General features: G+C 69.1%; 16 protein-coding genes. 1 reads left to right on the top strand and 15 read right to left on the bottom strand.

What is annotated here, in order from left to right; all coding sequences use genetic code 11:
- Window positions 1–141 precede the first annotated feature (141 nt).
- Window positions 142–390 carry a hypothetical protein gene (locus ACPTTC_RS25015; RefSeq protein WP_175966179.1) on the bottom strand — a complete coding sequence of 83 codons (249 nt, stop codon included), beginning with the start codon at window positions 388–390 and terminating at the stop codon, window positions 142–144.
- On the bottom strand, window positions 387–1634 hold the full coding sequence (locus ACPTTC_RS25010) for an alkaline phosphatase family protein (protein ID WP_423394354.1): 1248 nt from the start codon (window positions 1632–1634) through the stop codon (window positions 387–389). Before ACPTTC_RS25010 ends, ACPTTC_RS25015 begins: the two co-directional genes overlap by 4 nt.
- 420 nt (window positions 1635–2054) lie before the next feature.
- On the opposite strand from ACPTTC_RS25010, the gene ACPTTC_RS25005 reads away from it, so the two are divergent.
- Window positions 2055–2861, top strand: coding sequence for an alpha/beta fold hydrolase (locus ACPTTC_RS25005; protein ID WP_423394353.1), 807 nt, complete (start codon window positions 2055–2057; stop codon window positions 2859–2861).
- Window positions 2862–3036: 175 nt separating this feature from the next.
- Here ACPTTC_RS25005 and infA read toward each other — a convergent pair whose 3' ends face one another.
- The 13 genes from infA to ACPTTC_RS24940 all read right to left on the bottom strand — a co-directional run bounded on the left by infA (window position 3037) and on the right by ACPTTC_RS24940 (window position 17213).
- The gene (gene infA, locus ACPTTC_RS25000; protein ID WP_226197583.1) at window positions 3037–3300 is read right to left on the bottom strand and encodes a translation initiation factor IF-1; all 264 of its coding nucleotides are present in this window, start codon (window positions 3298–3300) and stop codon (window positions 3037–3039) included.
- A 471-nt stretch (window positions 3301–3771) separates the two neighbouring features.
- Window positions 3772–3975 (bottom strand): cold-shock protein, encoded by a 204-nt coding sequence (locus tag ACPTTC_RS24995; protein ID WP_006483056.1) that lies wholly within the window; start codon window positions 3973–3975, stop codon window positions 3772–3774.
- Window positions 3976–4265: 290 nt separating this feature from the next.
- On the bottom strand, window positions 4266–5345 hold the full coding sequence (locus ACPTTC_RS24990; protein ID WP_423394352.1) for a Rieske 2Fe-2S domain-containing protein: 1080 nt from the start codon (window positions 5343–5345) through the stop codon (window positions 4266–4268).
- Between the two features lie 66 nt (window positions 5346–5411).
- On the bottom strand, window positions 5412–7877 hold the full coding sequence (locus ACPTTC_RS24985; protein WP_423394351.1) for an efflux RND transporter permease subunit: 2466 nt from the start codon (window positions 7875–7877) through the stop codon (window positions 5412–5414).
- 55 nt (window positions 7878–7932) lie between these two features.
- The gene (locus tag ACPTTC_RS24980; RefSeq protein ID WP_423394350.1) at window positions 7933–8892 is read right to left on the bottom strand and encodes a WD40/YVTN/BNR-like repeat-containing protein; all 960 of its coding nucleotides are present in this window, start codon (window positions 8890–8892) and stop codon (window positions 7933–7935) included.
- Window positions 8893–9042: 150 nt separating this feature from the next.
- Window positions 9043–10248, bottom strand: coding sequence for an acetyl-CoA C-acyltransferase (locus ACPTTC_RS24975; protein WP_423394349.1), 1206 nt, complete (start codon window positions 10246–10248; stop codon window positions 9043–9045).
- A gap of 18 nt (window positions 10249–10266) precedes the next feature.
- The gene (locus ACPTTC_RS24970) at window positions 10267–10752 is read right to left on the bottom strand and encodes a MaoC family dehydratase (RefSeq protein ID WP_423395712.1); all 486 of its coding nucleotides are present in this window, start codon (window positions 10750–10752) and stop codon (window positions 10267–10269) included.
- A complete protein-coding gene (locus ACPTTC_RS24965) occupies window positions 10752–11552 on the bottom strand; it encodes an SDR family oxidoreductase (protein WP_423394348.1) in 801 nt (266 codons plus the stop codon). The genes ACPTTC_RS24970 and ACPTTC_RS24965 overlap by 1 nt, the downstream gene beginning before the upstream one ends.
- Window positions 11549–12751, bottom strand: coding sequence for an acyl-CoA dehydrogenase family protein (locus ACPTTC_RS24960; protein ID WP_423394347.1), 1203 nt, complete (start codon window positions 12749–12751; stop codon window positions 11549–11551). The genes ACPTTC_RS24965 and ACPTTC_RS24960 overlap by 4 nt, the downstream gene beginning before the upstream one ends.
- Window positions 12748–14079: an acyl-CoA dehydrogenase family protein gene (locus tag ACPTTC_RS24955; RefSeq protein WP_423394346.1), complete on the bottom strand. Its 1332-nt coding sequence runs from the start codon at window positions 14077–14079 to the stop codon at window positions 12748–12750. The genes ACPTTC_RS24960 and ACPTTC_RS24955 overlap by 4 nt, the downstream gene beginning before the upstream one ends.
- Window positions 14080–14082: 3 nt before the next feature.
- The gene (locus ACPTTC_RS24950) at window positions 14083–14961 is read right to left on the bottom strand and encodes an SDR family oxidoreductase (RefSeq protein WP_423394345.1); all 879 of its coding nucleotides are present in this window, start codon (window positions 14959–14961) and stop codon (window positions 14083–14085) included.
- 33 nt (window positions 14962–14994) lie between these two features.
- Entirely contained in the window at window positions 14995–16146 is a 1152-nt protein-coding gene (locus tag ACPTTC_RS24945; protein ID WP_423394344.1) for an acetyl-CoA C-acetyltransferase, read from the bottom strand.
- Window positions 16143–17213: an acyl-CoA dehydrogenase family protein gene (locus ACPTTC_RS24940; protein WP_423394343.1), complete on the bottom strand. Its 1071-nt coding sequence runs from the start codon at window positions 17211–17213 to the stop codon at window positions 16143–16145. Before ACPTTC_RS24940 ends, ACPTTC_RS24945 begins: the two co-directional genes overlap by 4 nt.
- Window positions 17214–17240: the final 27 nt, after the last annotated feature.

The following is a 17240-nucleotide window of genomic DNA, read 5'->3' as shown; positions in this document are numbered from 1 at the left end:
GCAGTGTGAACGGGGCGCTAGCCCCGTTTTCTTTTGACGAGGGTAGGCGCGCTGCGCGCCCGGCAGGCCGCGTGACGCGTCGCGGCCGCTCTCACCGAGACACCGCCTTCAACACGCCCCCACCTCGCGCAGCCATATCCGTCAACGATGTTTCCCGCCATGCCGGCGCCGCCGATGTTCCGCACGCGCCTGCAGCAGCGACGGCATCAGCTCCTCGATGTATTGCCGCGCCTGCCCGCGCGTCACGATCTCGCTGAAGCGCTGATGGGCCTTGTCATGGCCGACCAGCGCCGCATGCGCTTTCTTCAGGATGTGCAAGAACGCGATCAGGCTCGTGCCGTCGCGCACGGGCAGCGCATCGCGCGGGTCGGGGGCCGGTGTGGTACTCATGATCCGATCCTTTGCGGGCAGTCGGTGCGGCAGGTCGTGGTGACGAGCGCCAGCAGGTCGTTCGCGAGACGGTCGCGGTCCGTCAGCGGCGCAAGGCCGAACAGCCGCTCGAGCGTCGCGGCGACCGACGCATGGTCGTACGGCGTATGGTCGACCTGCCCGGCCGCGACCCACGGCGAAATCACGATCGCCGGCACCCGCACGCCGTACACGTCGAACCCGAAGCCGCTCGCGTTCAACGTCGCCGCCGCGCCATCGTTCGGCGGCGGCGCGGCGCCCGGCCTGACCGAATCGTAGAAGCCGCCATGCTCGTCGTAGCAGATCACGAGCAGGCTGCTGTTCCACACCGGCGAATTGCGGATCGCGTCGTACACGCGCGCGGCGAGTTGGTCGCCACCGGCCAAGCCGTCCATCGGGTGCTGCGAGCTGCCGTCCTGATAGGTACCGTGCACGATGTCGCCGTAGCCGGGCTCGATGAACGTATAGCGCGCCGTATAGCCGGCCGCGAGATCGGCCTCGAAATGCGCGAGATCGTCGATGTCGAAGAAGCTGATGCCCTTCAGCGACGCGACCTGCGGCACGTGGCCGAGCGGGTCGCCCGTCTGGTCCTGGTAGATGCGCCAGTTGTCGTCGCCGAGCGCGGCGAAGATCGAACCCTTCGGATAGGGAAAGCCGCCGAACACGTCCCACCCGGCCATTTCTTCCTTGGTCGGCGAATGGTCGAGCCCGGCCGACGACGCCCCGTGCAGGAAGAAGCGGTTCGGCCAGGTCGGCCCCGGCATCGACGCATGCCACGCGTCGCACAGCACGAATGCGTTCGCCAGCGCGTACAGCGACGGCGCCTGCGTCGCGATATTGACGCCCTGCATGATCTTGCCCGCATCGGCCGGCTGCGGCGGCGTGCCTTCGGAATGCGACGTCGCGTAGTTCGACACGAACCCGGTATTGCCGACCGGCGGATACGGCTGCCCTTTCACGAACGGCACGCCCGGGCCGCAAAGCTGCTCGAGCACGTCGGTGAATTCGTGGCACGGATCGGTCGGCATCCGGTCGGGTGCGCCGCCGCCGAACGGGTAGACCGCGTCGCCATACGCATTGCTGTTACCCGGTGACGCGGCAACGATGTCGGGATAGCCCGACAGCGCGAACAGGTGATCGAAGGAGCGGTTCTCGAGCATCAGCACGAACACGTGCCGGATGCGGTCCTGAACCGACGGGGATGCGGGGGCTGCGTCTGCACTCATGGCGCCTCCTGGCGTCGCGCGACGAAAGTCCTGCTGGCACGGTCGTTGGCCCGCTGGAAGCCGCTGAAGGCATTGAAAGCCACGGCGCGGGCCGCGAATTGCCGACGAGTGTACGACCGCGCCGCCCCGCGCGTAAAGCGGCATGCGAACCGCGTTGCGGCGCGCGCGTTCAGCGGTCGGCCGACGCGGTTTTTCCGCGTAACGCACATCGGGTCAACGATCGCGGCGCTGGTGTCGCACGACAACCGCCGGGTCCGCCGGATCAATTACGCAGCGCATCGACGTTTCGGGCGGGACGGTGCGCCGAGCGTTGACTTTCGCCGGTCGGCCCGATACGATCGATGCACTTTCAAGACGCCCTCCCGGTCCGCCGGGAGGGCGTTTCGTTTTGGTTCACCCACCAAACGGAAATCACTTGAAATGAACCCTGTCGACACCCTCGTCTCCCGCCCGAACGCCGACCATGACGGCCTCGGCTACCAGCGGCACGGCACGGGCCCCGAATGTGTGTTGGTCCTGCACGACTGGCTCGGCGACCGCACCAACTACGCGGCGCTATTGCCGTATCTCGATGAAGCCGCCTTCAGCTATGTCTTCGTCGACCTGCGCGGCTACGGCGCATCCATCCACCTGAACGGCGCCTGCACCGTCGACGAGATCGCGGCAGATTGTCTCGCGCTCGCGGACCGGCTGGGTTGGCAGCGCTTTCACATCATCGGCCATTCGATGACCGGCATGGCAACGCAACGGATCGCCGCCGACGCGCCATCGCGCATCAAGAGCGCGATCGCCGTGTGCCCGGTGTCGGCGGCCGGCAACCGCCTGAACGACGACGCACGCGCGTTCTTCGCGAGCACGACTGTCAACGACGATGCGTTTCGCCGGCTCATGCGTTTCGTGACGGGGGGATTGTCGGCGCGCTGGGCCGACTTGAAGCTGCGGCAGAACCGCGAGCGCGTGGCGCCGGCTTGCCGGCTCGCGTATCTCGACATGCTGACGGGAACGGATTTCGTCGACGACATCCGCGGGCTCGACACGCGCTTTCTGGTGATCGTCGGCGACAAGGATCCGGGGCTCGACGAAGCGGCGATGCGCGCGACGTTCCTGGCCTGGCACCCGAACGCGCGGCTCGTGACGATCCCGAATTGCGGGCATTACCCGATGCAGGAATGCCCGCCGTACTTCGCGACGGTCATCGAGGATTTCCTGCTGGACGCGGCCGCTTGAGCGTTGCGCACGCGCGGCGGCCGGTAACGGCGGTGTGGCCGCCCCGGCATGACGATGCCGGCGGTGGCCGGTGAACGGCACGCGATGTGTCGTCCACCCGGTTCGTCCAGCCTCGTCGGCCGGACGGGATTCGATCGGCGAGGCGGTGCTGCGGGCCCGCGCCGATCGTTGCCGCTTAACGGCGCGGCTGGCCGGTGCGCTGCGGACGCGTCGAATTCGCGTCCTTGTGCCGGAAGTTGATGCGGCCCTTGGTCAGGTCGTACATCGACAGTTCCAGCGTCACGCGATCGCCCGCGAGAATGCGGATATGGTTCTTGCGCATGCGGCCCGACGCGTACGCGCCGACCACGACACCGTTTTCCAGCGTGACACGGTATTTGCTGTCGGGCAGCACTTCGTCGACGATTCCGTCCAGTTCCAGCAGTTCTTCTTTTGCCAAACCAATTCCTCCAGACAAGGTAATTGACCGCAGCCGCGGCGATCTGCCCGCCGCCGTACCCGCAACGGGACGGCGGCCGGCAGGCTGCCGGGGATCGGTTCGTTCAGACGGGCCCAGGGCCTGTCTTGCGATCGGAGCCCGGCGCGTTGCGGCGTTCGGGCGGTCAGTGGCGGCGGCGCATGGAGCGCCGCGCAAGTCGGGACCGCGCCGGCTACTACGGCATGGCGGCGGTCTGCTCGGGTTGATGCGTTGAAGCGGTGATGCGCTCGCGAAGCGGCGGGCGCTTCACGAAGGCGTTGCGTCGCACGCGGATCACGCATGCGTTGAGGGAGGCGTCACGACCGATGCATCGTGGATGTCGCGATGCATCGGTCGTGCGCATCGGAAGCGCGCCGGCTGCCGCCGAAGCGGCGCCCTGCGCGCGAATCCGTCCGGCGGCGGCCACCGCTTGGCGGCCGCTGCCGATGCGGCTTACTGCGGCGTGATGTTCGATGCTTGCAGACCCTTCGGGCCGCGCTTCACTTCGAAGCTGACCTTCTGGCCTTCGGCCAGGGTCTTGAAGCCCGTGCCGCGAATTTCAGAGAAATGGGCGAACAGATCGTCGCCGCCGTTGTCCGGGGAAATGAAACCAAAGCCCTTGGTTTCGTTGAACCACTTGACGGTACCGGTATCCACAAATACTTCCTTAATACAAATGACGAATAATTGAACATGCGCCCGCAACGGGCACAGAAAGAATCTAAAGAGGGAGAGACCAACGACCGCCGCACGGAGTGCGGCCAATGATGAGCAATCGAACTTCTTGGACACTTCGGTCATGGACACTACGCGGTAGCGGCCGTTTCGTCAAGACATTTTGATGCGACGCACCAGCGCGCCCGCCCCGTGCGCCTTGCGCGGCGTGCATTGCCGGCCGATGGCACATATTTCGATGTCCCCCCTTTTTTCGGCCGGCGCACCGGTTTTTACCGCGGCTCGAACACGTGATGCAGCGCCGGCGGCGCGGCGCCTTCGCGAATCCGCATCTCGAACGCCTTGCGCGCGACGCTCGTCGGCCGCACGTCCGCCACGTCCAGGTAGAACTGCGAATACCAGTCGCGCATCTGGTACAGCGGCCCGTCGCCTTCGCACAGCAGCGGGTTGTCGATCCGCGTCTTGCTGTGCCAGATGTCGACGTCCTCGTAGAACGCGCGCTGCGCTTCCTTCACGTACGCGTTCGCGATCTCCATGTTCTGCGCGTCGGTCAGCCCGGCCACCTTCTTCACGATCACGCCGTAACGCAGCTCGAAGCTGTTCATGTCGATCGGCACATGGCAGTTCAGCAGCACCGAGTGGATCGGCTGCCCGCCGCTCTGCCCCGTCATCTGCGTGATGTGCACGGCCGGCCCGAAATACGTCGACAGCGCGGTCAGGGCGTCGCCGCCGAGCTTCTCGCTGCGGCCGACCATCAGTTGCGTCGCCTTGTGATCCTCGAACAGGTTCGCGAAATAGTCGATCGGCGCGCGGTGCACGGTCGCGAAGTGTGCGACGTCGGAGATGTTGTCGACCAGTTCGCGGCAATTGGCCTGGATCACCATCTTGTCGACGACCCAGTCCGACCATTCGTCGGAGAAACACACGTCGAGACGCGGAATCGCGACTGCCTCCGGCGGCGCGTTGCCTTCCGGGTCGTTCCACACGAACAGCAGGTTGTTTTGCTCACAGGTCGGCCACGCGCCGATGCGCGCCTTCGGCGGGATCCGCTTGCAGTACGGGATCGACGCGCACTGCCCTTCGCCGTTCCAGGCCCAGCCGTGGAACGGGCACACGAGATTGTCGCCGTCGACCGTGCCGAGGCTCAGGTCCGCACCCATGTGTGGGCAATACGCGTCGACGATGTTGACCTTGCCGGTCGAATCGGCGAACGCGGCGAGCTTGCGGCCGAAGATGTTCAGCGTATGCGGCTTGCCGTCCTTGTAGTCGCGGGCGAGCCCGAGGCAGTGCCAGCCGCGCGCATAGCGCTGCACGAGCGGCTGGGCTTCGATCTTGTAGGGGCGTGCGGACATGGTGTGTCGTCTCCTGGTGGACGCGCGCGGCGGCCCGCCGCGCGCTCGGGGTGATGAGGGGCGCGCTCAGCGCACCGGATTGCCGGATTCGAGTGCGTGCGCCGGCTTCGGCGGCGGCGCGGCCGCCGGCGCCTGCCGGGGCTGCGCCGCCGGCACGCGGTGCTCGGCACGCTCCACGCCGAGCCATGCGGCCAGCGCGGGCAGCAGGAACACCGCGCCGAACAGGTTCACGAGGAACATGAACGCGAGCAGCACGCCCATGTCGACCTGGAACTTCAGCGCGGAGAACGCCCACGTGCCGACGCCGATGAACATCGTGACGGCCGTGAACAACGCCGCCGTACCGCGCTGGCGCATCGCGTCGGCGAACGCGTCCGGCAGCGTCGCGCCGTGACGGAGGTCGTGCTGCAGGCGCTCGTACAGGTAGATCCCGTAGTCGACGCCCACGCCGACGCCAAGCGTGATCACCGGCAGCGTCGCGACCTTCAGCCCGATGCCGAGCCGCGCCATCACCGCGTTGCACAGGATCGACACCAGCGTGAGCGGCACGACGATGCACAGCACCGCGCGCCACGAGCGGAACGTGACCGCGCAGAGCAGCGCGATCGCGCCGAAGATCGACAGCAGCATCGCGATCTCCGCGTCGCCGACCGCCTCGTTGGTCGCGGCCATCACGCCGACGTTGCCGCCCGCGAGCCGGAACGCGACGTTCGGTGTCGGGTTCCCGGCCGCGAAGCGCTTGATCTCGTCGACGATGTGCGCGAGGGTCGTGCCTTCGTGGTTCTTCGTGTAGATCAGCACCTGGATCGCCTTGCAGTTCGCGGTGTTCATCCCGTTGTCGGGGTCGAACGCGCTGGAACCCTGCGTGAGCCCGTCGCTGGAGCGCGGCAGCGCGGCCCAGCGCGGATTGCCCTCGTTGAACGCGGCGATGAACACCTTGCCCTGCGACGACACGCTCGTCACCGACTGCACGCCGGCCACGCCGCGCATGGTCATCTCGAACTTCTCGATCGCGCTCATCACCGGGTAATGCAGGCACGCGTCGTCGAAGCCGGTCGTCTCGACGATCACCGACAGCACGTCCACGCCGATGTTGTACTGGTGCGTGATCGCCGCGTTGTCGATGTTGTAGCGCGAGTTCGCGCGCAGTTCAGGCGCGCCGGTGCCGATGTCGCCGATCTCCAGCTTGCGCGATTCGAGCGTGCCGTACGCGAGCAGCGCGAGCGCCGCCGCGAACACGCCGAGCGCCGGCGCCGGCCGCGCGAACACCGCGAAGCGCGACCACCTCCGGCTGCCGCCGGCCGCCGCGCTGCGCTGCGCATGGGCCAGCGCGCCGCGCTCGAGGCGCGTGTACGACAGCAGGATCGGCAGGAACACCTTGTTCGTCACGATCATCAGCAGCACGCCGAGGCACGCGGTGATGCCCAGCTCGCGCACGATGTCGATCCTGATCCGCATGATCACCATGAAGCCGAGCGCGTTGGTCAGCAGCGCGACCGTGCCCGGCACGAACAGCTTGCGGAACGCGTCGCGCGCGGCCTCCGCCGACGATGCGCCGCGCACCAGCGCCTGCTTCCACGCGTTGGTCATCTGCACCGCATGCGACACGCCGATCGAGAAGATCAGGAACGGCACGAGGATCGACATCGGGTCGATGCCGAGCCCGAGCAGCGGCAGCGCGCCGAGCAGCCAGACGACCGGCAGCAGCGCGACGGCGAGCGCCAGCACGGTGGTCTTCAGCGAACGCGTATAGGCGAGCAGCAGCGCGGCCGTGACGAGAAAGGCCAGCGCGAAGAACGCCACGACGCCGGCGATGCCGTTCTCGACGTCGCCCACCAGCTTCGCGAAGCCGATGATGTTCACGTCGATGCCCTGCTTCGCGTACTTCGCGCGGATCTCCTCGAGCTGGCGCGCGACCGCGCTGTAGTCGAGCCGCTTGCCGGTGGCCGGGTCGGTCTCGCGCAGCTCCGCGCGGATCAGCGCCGACTTCAGGTCGTTGCCGACGAGGCGGCCGATCTGCCCGGAACGCGCGACGTTGCGGCGCACCTTCGCGAGATCGTCCGGGTTCGCGCTCGAGAACTGGCCGGGCACGACCACGTCGCCGCGAAAGCCGGCCTCGGTCACCTCGGTGTAGTGGACGTTCGGCGTGAACAGCGAGAACACGCGCGAACGGTTCACGCCGGGAATGAAGAACACGTCGTCGGTCGCGTGGCGCAGCGCGTCCATGAACGTCTGGTTGTAGATGTCGCCGTCGCCGTTCCAGCGCAGGCTCACGAGGATCGTGTTCGCGCCGGGAAACGCACCCGCATAGCGCTCGAACACCTGCATGTACGGGTGCTGCATCGGGATCATCTTGTTGAAGCCCGGATCGAGCTTCAGGCGCGTCGCGGACAGCCCGAGCGCAAGCGTCACCGCGACGCACAGCAGCATCAGCAACCGGCGCCGGCGGATGATCGTGTTGGCGCAGCGCTCGACGAACGCGGCGAGGCGCGACGCGGAAACGGCTTCAGGGGGGCGTGACAGGTCGTTCATGGAATTCTCTGGTCGATGCGAAACGAACGGGAGCAGGCAGCAGGACGGCCGGGCGTCAGGACGGCGAGCCGGCGAGCGGCGCGACGCCGGCTTCGCCGCCGAGCAGCAGCGCGCCGTGGCCCATGTCGAGCACGGCCGCGAGGCTCTGCACGCCGCCGAGCTTGCGCACGTCGAAGGTCAGCCCGCCGTCGCGCGACGCGACGATCGCGCCGCCCTGGCCCACCAGCACGAGTTCACCGTCGGCGAGCTGGGTCGCGCCGAAGTACGACACCGGCACGTGGCTGTCGACATGCGTCCAGGTCGCGCCGCGATCGGTGCTGCGCACCACGTTGCCGCGCATCCCGTAGGCGACCCAGTCGCCGTTCGCGAGCATCAGCGCGCCGAACAGCGAGCCGGCGTACGGCGACGGCAGCTTGTCCCACGTGGCGCCGTTGTCGGTCGAGCGCAGCAGCGTGCCGCTCTCGCCCGCGACCAGCAGGTTGCCGTGGCCGTCGCCGACGATCGCATTCAGGTGACGATCGCCGGCCGGGGTCTTCACGGTCTGCCAGTGGAGGCCCGCGTCGTCCGAACGCAGCAGCTGGCCGAAGCTGCCGGCCGCGAACAGCGGGCCGTCGGCCGTGCCCCACACGGACAGCAACGGATCGGAATGCTCGTGGTCGATGTGCACTTCGCGCCAGTGCATGCCGGCGTCGTCGCTGCGCACGATCCGGCCGTCGTGGCCGACCGCGATGCCGAGCGTCGGCGTGACGAAGCGCACCTGCGTGAGCGTCGATGCCTGGTCGGGCGTGACCGATGCCGGTCGCCAGCGGGCGCCCCCGTCATCGCTCAGCAGGATCACGCCGCGTTCGCCGACCGCGACGATGCGTGCGCCGGCCCGGGCGAGCCCGTTGATCTGCAGCCGGTCGGCGTGGATCGCCGTGACCGGGAACGCCGGCAGCGGGCGCGGAGAAAACGCGAACAGCGCGGCGCCGAGCACCAGCGCCGATATCGCGAGTCCGGGCAAAGTTCGTTTCATCGCTTGTCTCCTGTGTCTGCGTTCGACGACGGTGAGCGCCATGGCGCTCACCACCGTCGCCCGCCAGTCTCCGGGCCGTCGGTCGTTGCCGCGGCCTCGAATGGTCCTGAATGGGGGGCCGCTTGAGCGGCGCGGCCCGCCCGCGTGCCGCTACGCGCCGACTTCGAACAGCGCGGCGGCGCCCATCCCGCCGCCGATGCACATCGTCACGACTGCGTGCCGCACGCCGCGCCGCGCGCCTTCGAGCAGCGCGTGCATCGTCATCCGCGTGCCCGACATGCCGAACGGATGGCCGAGCGCGATCGCCCCGCCATCCACGTTCAGCCGATCGTCTGGAATGCCGAGCGTGTCGCGGCAGTACAGCGCCTGGCACGCAAAGGCCTCGTTCAACTCCCACAGCCCGATGTCGCCGACGGTCATCCCGACGCGCGCCAGCAGCTTCGGAATCGCGAACACCGGGCCGATACCCATCTCGTCCGGCTCGCAGCCGGCCACCCCGAGGCCACGGAACGCGCCGAGCGGCGTCAGGCCACGGCGCGCCGCTTCGCTGCGCGACATCACGATGACCGCCGCCGCGCCGTCCGACAGCTGCGACGCATTGCCGGCCGTCACGAACTCGCCCTGCTCGACGACCTTGCCGCCGCTCCACGACGGCTTCAGCCCCGCGAGCCGCTCGGCCGTCGTGTCGGCGCGCACGCCTTCGTCGCGCGCCGCGTGCACGTCCTCGTAACCGGCCGGGTTGCCTTCCTTGTCGAACAGCGCGCGCCGCACGTCGAGCGGCGCGATTTCCGCGTCGAAGCGGCCGGCCGCCTGGGCATCGGCCGTGCGCTGGTGGCTCTGCAGCGCGAATGCATCCTGGGCGGCGCGCGAGATCCCGTAGCGGCGCGACACGATCTCGGCCGTTTCCATCATCGCCATGTACGCAGCCGGCTGGTGGTCGAGCACGGCCTGCGAACGCGCGCGATATGCGTTCTTGTGCTGGTTCTGCGTGAGCGAGATCGACTCGACGCCGCCCGCGACGACGATCCGCGCGTCGCCCGCGCCGATGCTGCGCGCCGCGCTCGCGATCGACATCAGGCCCGACGAGCACATGCGGTCGATCGCCATGCCCGGCACCGATGCCGGCAGCCCGGCTGCTGCAGCCGACAGGCGGCCGATGTTGTAGCCCTGCGTGCCCTGCTGCGCGGCGCAGCCGATCAGCACGTCGTCGACGTCGGCCGGCGCGACGCCGGCCCGTTCGAGCGCCGCGCGCACGACGTGGCCGCCCAGCGCCGGCGCCTCGGTGTCGTTGAACATGCCGCGAAACGCCTTGCCGATCGGCGTGCGTGCGACGGAAACGATGACTGCGTCTTCCATGTGTGTGGCTCTCTGAATCTAGAAGGTGTAACGGCTGATCGTGTCGGCCACGCAACCGGGTTTCGCTTCGCCTTCGATCTCGACGGTCACGCGAATCCATGCCTGCACGCCGCCTTCGAGCGGCTCGACGCGCAGCAGCTCGCCGACGCCGCGCACACGCGCGCCGACCTTCACCGGCGACGGGAAACGGATCCTGTCGCAGCCGTAGTTGACGCCGAGCCGCGCGCCGTCGATCCGCACGATCTGAGGCAGGAAGGCATTGACGAGCGACAAGGTCAGGTACCCGTGCGCGATGCACGCGCCGAACGGGCCGTCCTTCGCGCGCACCGGGTCGACGTGCACCCACTGGTGGTCGCCCGTCGCATCGGCGAAGCCGTCGATGCGGAGCTGGTCGATCGCGAGCCACGCGCTCGCGCCGAGCGTCTCGCCGACGGCCGCCGCGAGTTCGCCGGGATGCGCGAACACGCGGGGCGTCGCGCGCACGGGGTCGAGGGTCGTGCTCATCATGCGTGCTGGCTGCTGACCGACAGCACTTCGCCGGTCATGTACGACGCGTAATCGCTTGCAAGGAACACCATCACGTTCGCGACCTCCCAGACTTCGGCGGCGCGCCCGAAGGCTTCGCGCGACGCCAGTTGATTCAGCAGGTCGGCCGGCGCCGACTTCTTCAGAAAATCGTGCATCGCGAGGCTCGGTGCGACCGCGTTGATGCGCACGCCGTACGGCGACGCCTCGAGCGCCGCGCAGCGCGTGAGCGCCATCACGCCCGCCTTCGCGGCCGCGTAGTGCGCCTGTTCCGCCTGCGCGCGCCAGCCGAGCACCGATGCGTTGTTGACGATCGCGCCGCGGCCTCGGGCCTGCATGTGCGGCAGCATCGCGCGCGTCATCCGGAACGTCCCGGTCAGGCTAATGTCGATCACGCGCGACCATTCGGCATCGTCCATATCGACGATGCGGGTCGAGCCGCCGAGCCCGGCGTTGTTGATCAGCACGTCGACGCCGTCGAGCGCGTCCTGCGCTTGCGCGACGAGCGCCTGCACGTCGGCCTCCACCGCGACGTTGCACAGGCGGCCGTGGACCTGTTGCAGCCCCGTTTCGGCGCGCAGCGTCTCGACCGCCTGCTCGAGCCGCTTTTCGTGGATGTCGGAGATGAACAGCGCGCGGCAGCCTTCTTCCGCGCAGCGGCGCGCGGCCGCGAAGCCGATGCCGGCGCCGGCGGCAGCCGTGATCAGCACCGATTTGCCGGCGAGCAACTGGTGGCCCGGCACGTAGGGCGGCGCTTTTGCAATCTGGGAGTCGGTCATGAAGTACCTCGGGGTTCCCTGGGCATGCCGAGCCCGCGCTCGGCCATGATGTTGAGCTGGATTTCGTTGGTGCCGGCATAGATCGTGTCCGCACGGGAGAACAGGAACACGCGCTGCAGATGGGTGAGCTTTTCGTCGGCCGGATCGATCACGTTCGCGCGGGACCCAAGCGCATCCATCGCGAGCTGGCCGAGGTCGCGGTGCCAGTTCGACCAGAAATACTTGTAGATCAGCGCCTCGCGGCGCAGCGGCGCGGCGGCCGCGCCATCGGCGTCGTCCGCCCCGGACAGCATCCGCAGCGCGTTGTAGCGCATCACGCGCAGCCCGGCCCACGCGCGGCCGATCCGCTGGCGCAGGACGGGGTCGCGGTCCGCGCCCGATTCGCGCGCGGCGTCGATCACCCATTCGAGTTCGCGGACGAACTGCATCTGCTGGCCGAGCGTCGACATCCCGCGCTCGAAGCCGAGCAGCGTCATCGCGATCCGCCAGCCGTCGCCGGGCGCGCCGACGAGGTCGCGGGCTTCCGCACGCGCACCGTCGAAAAACACTTCGTTGAATTCCGCGCCGCCGTTGAGCTGCTTGATCGGCCGGATCTCGATGCCCGGCTGGTCGAGCGGCATCAGCAGGAACGACAGCCCCTTGTTGCCCTTCGACGCGGGATCCGTGCGCGCCAGCACGAAGATCCAGTCGGAATCGTGCGCGAGCGACGTCCAGACCTTCTGGCCGTACACGCGCCACGCGCCGTCCGCGCCCGGTTCGGCGCGCGTGCGCACGTTGGCCAGGTCGGACCCCGCGCCGGGCTCCGAATAACCCTGGCACCAGAACTGCGTGCCGGCCAGGATGCCGGGCAGGAAGCGCGCGCGCTGATCGTCGGTGCCGCACGCGACGAGCGTCGGCCCGAGCAGCCCTTCGCCGATGTGCCCCATCCGCCCGGGGCCGCCCGCACGGGCGTATTCCTCGTGGAAGATCACCTGCTCGGCGACCGGGAAGCCGCGCCCGCCGGCGTCCGTCGGCCAGCCAAGGCCGGTCCAGCCGCCCTTCGCCAGTTCCTGCTCCCACGCCTTGCGTAGCTCGGGCCAGGCTTCCTCGTCGCCGGGGCCGCCGCGGTATTTCAGGCACGCGAAGTCACCGGTCAGGTGCGATCGCACCCAGTCGGCCACTTCATGCCGCAATTGCCGTTCGCGCGTGTCGCTGTTCATTGGAGGGCTCCTGTGCGTGCTGCCGATGGACGAGATGCCGCCGCGGCGGGGGGTGCGAGCGCTTCGTCGCGACGCGATGCGCCGCCGTCGATCGCATGGGACGCGATCCATTCGAGCAGTTGCGGCGTGCTGCCGAACTGCGCACCCGACGCCTGCGCACGCTTGAAGTAGAGATGCGGGTCGTATTCCCACGTAAAGCCGACGCCGCCGTGCAACTGGATCGCTTCCTGGGCGCAGAACGCATACGCGTCGTTCGCGGCGGATTTCGCGGCGGCGATATCGGCACGCAATGCGTCGCCCGGCAGCACGCTGCCGGCTTCCGCATCCCATGCATGCGCGGCGCCGAGCACCGCCGAACGCGCCGCTTCGATCAGCACCATCATCTGGGCGCAGCGGTGCTTGACGGCCTGGAACGACGCGATCGCGCGGCCAAACTGCACGCGCTGGCTCGTGTAGTCGAGCGTCAGGTCGAGGCATTGCTGTGCGCCGCCGAGCTGTTCGGCAGCCAGCGCGAGCGCCGCGAACCACGCGGTGCGTCCCAGCAACTGGGCCGCCGCGGTGCCACACGCGAGCAGCGCGTCGCGGCTCACGCGGGCGTCGTCGAGCACGATCCGTGCGATCGGCCGCGTGGCGTCGAGCGTGTCGAGCGGCGTGACGTCGAGCCCCGACGCCGTTGCGACGTCGATCGCGAACAGCCCGACCGACCGCCCTTCGTTCGCGATCCGCGCCGGAACCAGCAGCAGGTCGGCGCGCGCGCCGTCGAGCACGTGTGCTGCGACGCCGGACAACGCGAAGCCAGCCGCGGTTTCTTCCGCGATGAACGGAAGCGGTCGAGCACTGGCCGGTTCGTCGAACGAGTCGCCGAAAGACGCGTCGAATGCGTTGACGTCCGGCCCGCCGCATGGCCGGCCGACCCGCGCGCCACTTGACTCGCCGAACGGCCAGTCGAACGGCAGCGCCAGCGTCGCACTGCACGCGCCTTCGGCAATCTTCGCGAGCCGGCCTGTCGCCAGCGGCGTATCGCAGCCGGCCAGCGCCGTCGCCGCGAGGCATGCGGTCGAAAAATACGGCACGCACGCGACGCGCCGGCCGAGCTGCTCCATCAGCACCGTCTGCTCGAGCGCACCGAGCCCCAGCCCGCCGGCCGCCTCGGGCAACGCAAGCGCGTTCCAGCCGAGTTCGCCCGCAAGCGCGGCCCACAGCGCATCGTCACGGCCGGCCGACTGCGCGAGCGCGCGGCGCACGTCGGCGGACGCGCTGCGTTGCGCAAGCACGTCGGCTGCCGCATCGCGGATCATCGCCTGTTCGTCGGTGAGCGCCAGATCCATCGCTCAGCTCCCGTACACACGCTGCGCGGGACGCGCATCGGCAAGCAACTTCGCCACCGCCGGGCCAACCTCGGCCGCTGCCCAGCGTGCGCCGCGATCGACGCGCGGGCCGGTGCGCCAGCCTTCCGCGACCGCGATCATCCCGCCCGCGACCTCGAACACCTGGCCCGTCACATCAGCCGACAGCGCGCTGCCGAGCCACACGACCAGCGGCGCAACGTTGGCCGGATCGAAATAGTCGAAGCCGCCGTCCTCGGGCTGCTTCATCATGTCGGCGAACACGCCTTCGGTCATCGACGTGCGCGCGGCCGGCGCCAGCGCATTCACGCGCACCCCGTAGCGCTGCAACTCGACCGCTTGCATCAGCGTGAGCGCGGCGATCCCGGCCTTCGCCGCGCCGTAGTTCGACTGGCCGATCGAGCCTTGCAGCCCGGCGCCCGAACTCGTGTTGACGATCCGCGCATCGACCGCGCGGCCGGCTTTCGCCGCATCGCGCCACACCCGCGCCAGCACGCTCGACAGGCAGAAGTGGCCGCGCAGGTGCACGCGCATCACGTCGTCCCAGTCGGTTTCGGTCATGCTCGTGAACATCTTGTCGCGGCAAATGCCCGCGTTGTTGACGAGCACGTGCACGTCGCCGAACGCTTCGCGCGCCGCGTCGACGATCCGCTGCGCGGTGTCGACGCGCGTGATGTCGTCCGCATTCGCAAGCGCGCGGCCGCCGCGTTGCGCGATTTCGTCGACGACTGCTTGCGCGGCATCGCGCCGGATGTCGTTGACGACGACCGCCGCGCCTTCGGCCGCGAACGCAAGCGCGTATGCGCGCCCGAGCCCGCCGCCCGCGCCGGTGATGATGACGGTGCGTCCGTTACAGATTCCCATGCTGGTGCCTCGTGGATCGTGAAGGTGACGCGCTCACAGGCGCTCGATGATCGTGACGTTCGCGAGGCCGCCGCCTTCGCACATCGTCTGCAGCCCGTAGCGGCCGCCCGTGCGTTCCAGTTCGTGCAGCAGCGTCGTCATCAGACGCGCACCGGTCGCGCCGAGCGGATGGCCCAGCGCGATGCCGCCGCCGTTCGGGTTGGTCTTTTCGTGCGGGAAACGCGTGTCGGCGAGCCATGCCTGCGCGACCGATGCGAACGCCTCGTTCATCTCGACGACGTCGATCCGCGACCAGTCGAGGCCGGCCTTCTCGAGCGCGGCCTGCGTCGCCGGGATCGGTGCCGTGAGCATCCACAGCGGATCGTCGCCGAGCACGCTCAGGTGATGGATGCGTGCGCGCGGCGTGAGCCCGTAGCGCGTCAGCGCCTCCTCCGACACGATCAGCAGCGCGGCGGCCGCATCGCAGGTCTGGCTCGCGACGGCCGCCGTCAGCGAACCGCCCGGCGTCAGCGGTTCGAGCGTCGCCATCTTTTCCAGCGAGGTATCGGGGCGCGGCGTCTCGTCGTGCACGACGCCTTCGAGCGGCACGATTTCCCGCTTGAAATGCCCGGCCTCGATCGCCGCAACCGCGCGGCGGTGGCTTTCGAGCGCATAACGCTCCATCGCGTCGCGCGACAGGTTCCAGTGATCGGCGATCCGCTGCGCGGCGACGAATTGCGACACCGGCGCGTCGCCGAAGCGCGCACGCCAGCCGTTGCTGCCCGAGAACGGGTCGTTGAAGCCGAGCGGCGCCGCGCAGGTCATCGCGGACGAGATCGGGATCTGCGTCATCGTCTGCACGCCGCCGGCCACCACCACGTCCTGCACACCGCTCATCACGGCCTGCGCGGCGAAATGCACGGCCTGCTGCGACGAGCCGCACTGGCGGTCGACCGTCACGCCCGGCACCTGCAGCGGCAGCCCGGCCGCGAGCCAGCAAGTGCGCGCGATGTTGCCCGCGAGCGGGCCGATCGTGTCGACGCAGCCGAACACCACGTCGTCGTATTCGTCCGCGGGAATCGCGTTGCGCCAGACCAGCGTCTTCAGCACGAAGCCGCCGAGGTCCGCCGCATGCACGTGCGCGAGCCCGCCCTTGCGGCGGCCGGTCGGCGTGCGCAGCGCGTCGACGATATAGGCTTGTTTCATCCGTTCAACTCCTCGAGGTCGAAGGTCTGCGCGGGGCCGATCGGCAATGCATCGCCGAGGATCGCGTCGGCCACGCGCGCCTTGTGGAACGCGCTGTCGCCCCAGCTGCCGGAGAGCGCCCAGATGCGCTTCATGAAGATCTGCAGGTCGAGCTCCCACGTGTAGCCGATCGCGCCGTGCACCTGCATCGCGTGGCGCGCGGCAAGCTGTGCGGCCGACGTCGCCGCGAGCTTCGCGTGCGACACGAACACCGCGCGCTGCGGGTGATCGTCGGCGATCGCCTGCGCCGCGCGCGCGACCACCGGCCGCGCGAACTCGTAGCGGATCGCGACGTCGGCGAGCAGGTGCTTGAGCGCCTGGTACGAACCGATCGCCTTGCCGAACTGCTTGCGCTGCGCGCTGTAGTCGATCGCGACGTCGAGCACGCGCTGCGTGAGGCCGAGCAACTGCGCGGCGACCGCGAACGCACCGTGGTCGAGCGCGCGCGCCAGCAGCGGCGCGGCTTCGTCGGCGCTCGCGATGCGCGTGGCGGCCGACGGCTCCCAGTCGAGCGTGAACAGCCGCCGCGACGGGTCGACGCTGTCCACCGCGCGCCACGCGCACTGCGCGGGATCGACGCGATGCAGCTCGCCGCGGTGTTCGCAAAGGAGCGTCTGCGCGACGTGCACGTCGGCCGCATACGGGTTCACCGGATGCACGAGCGCGACGCGCGCGCGCCCTTCGGCGATGTCGCGCAGCAGCGCGTCGCGCCAGTCGCTCGCCGGCAGCCGCGCGAGCACGCCGGCCGACACGAGCGCCGTGTCGAGCAGCGGCTCGGGGCTGCCGAAATAGCCGTAGGTCTGCGCGAGCAGCGCCCATTCCGTTTCGCTCAGGCCGAGCCCGCCGTGCGCCTCGGGCACCGACACGGCGGTCAGCCCCTGCGACGCGAACAGCGCCCACAGGTCGTCCGAGCGCCCGGTCGGCGTGGCCCAGAGCTCGCGGATCAGCTCGGGCGTCATCTCGGTCATCAGCAGGCGCTTCACGCTGTCCGCGAGCGCTTCCTGGTCTTCATCGAATACGAAATCCATACGATGTCCGTTCTGTAAGGGTGGCGC

This window comes from Burkholderia mycopellens (assembly GCF_964265025.1).
Taxonomy (GTDB): Bacteria; Pseudomonadota; Gammaproteobacteria; order Burkholderiales; family Burkholderiaceae; genus Burkholderia.
This window is presented reverse-complemented; position numbering and strand designations above follow the sequence as displayed.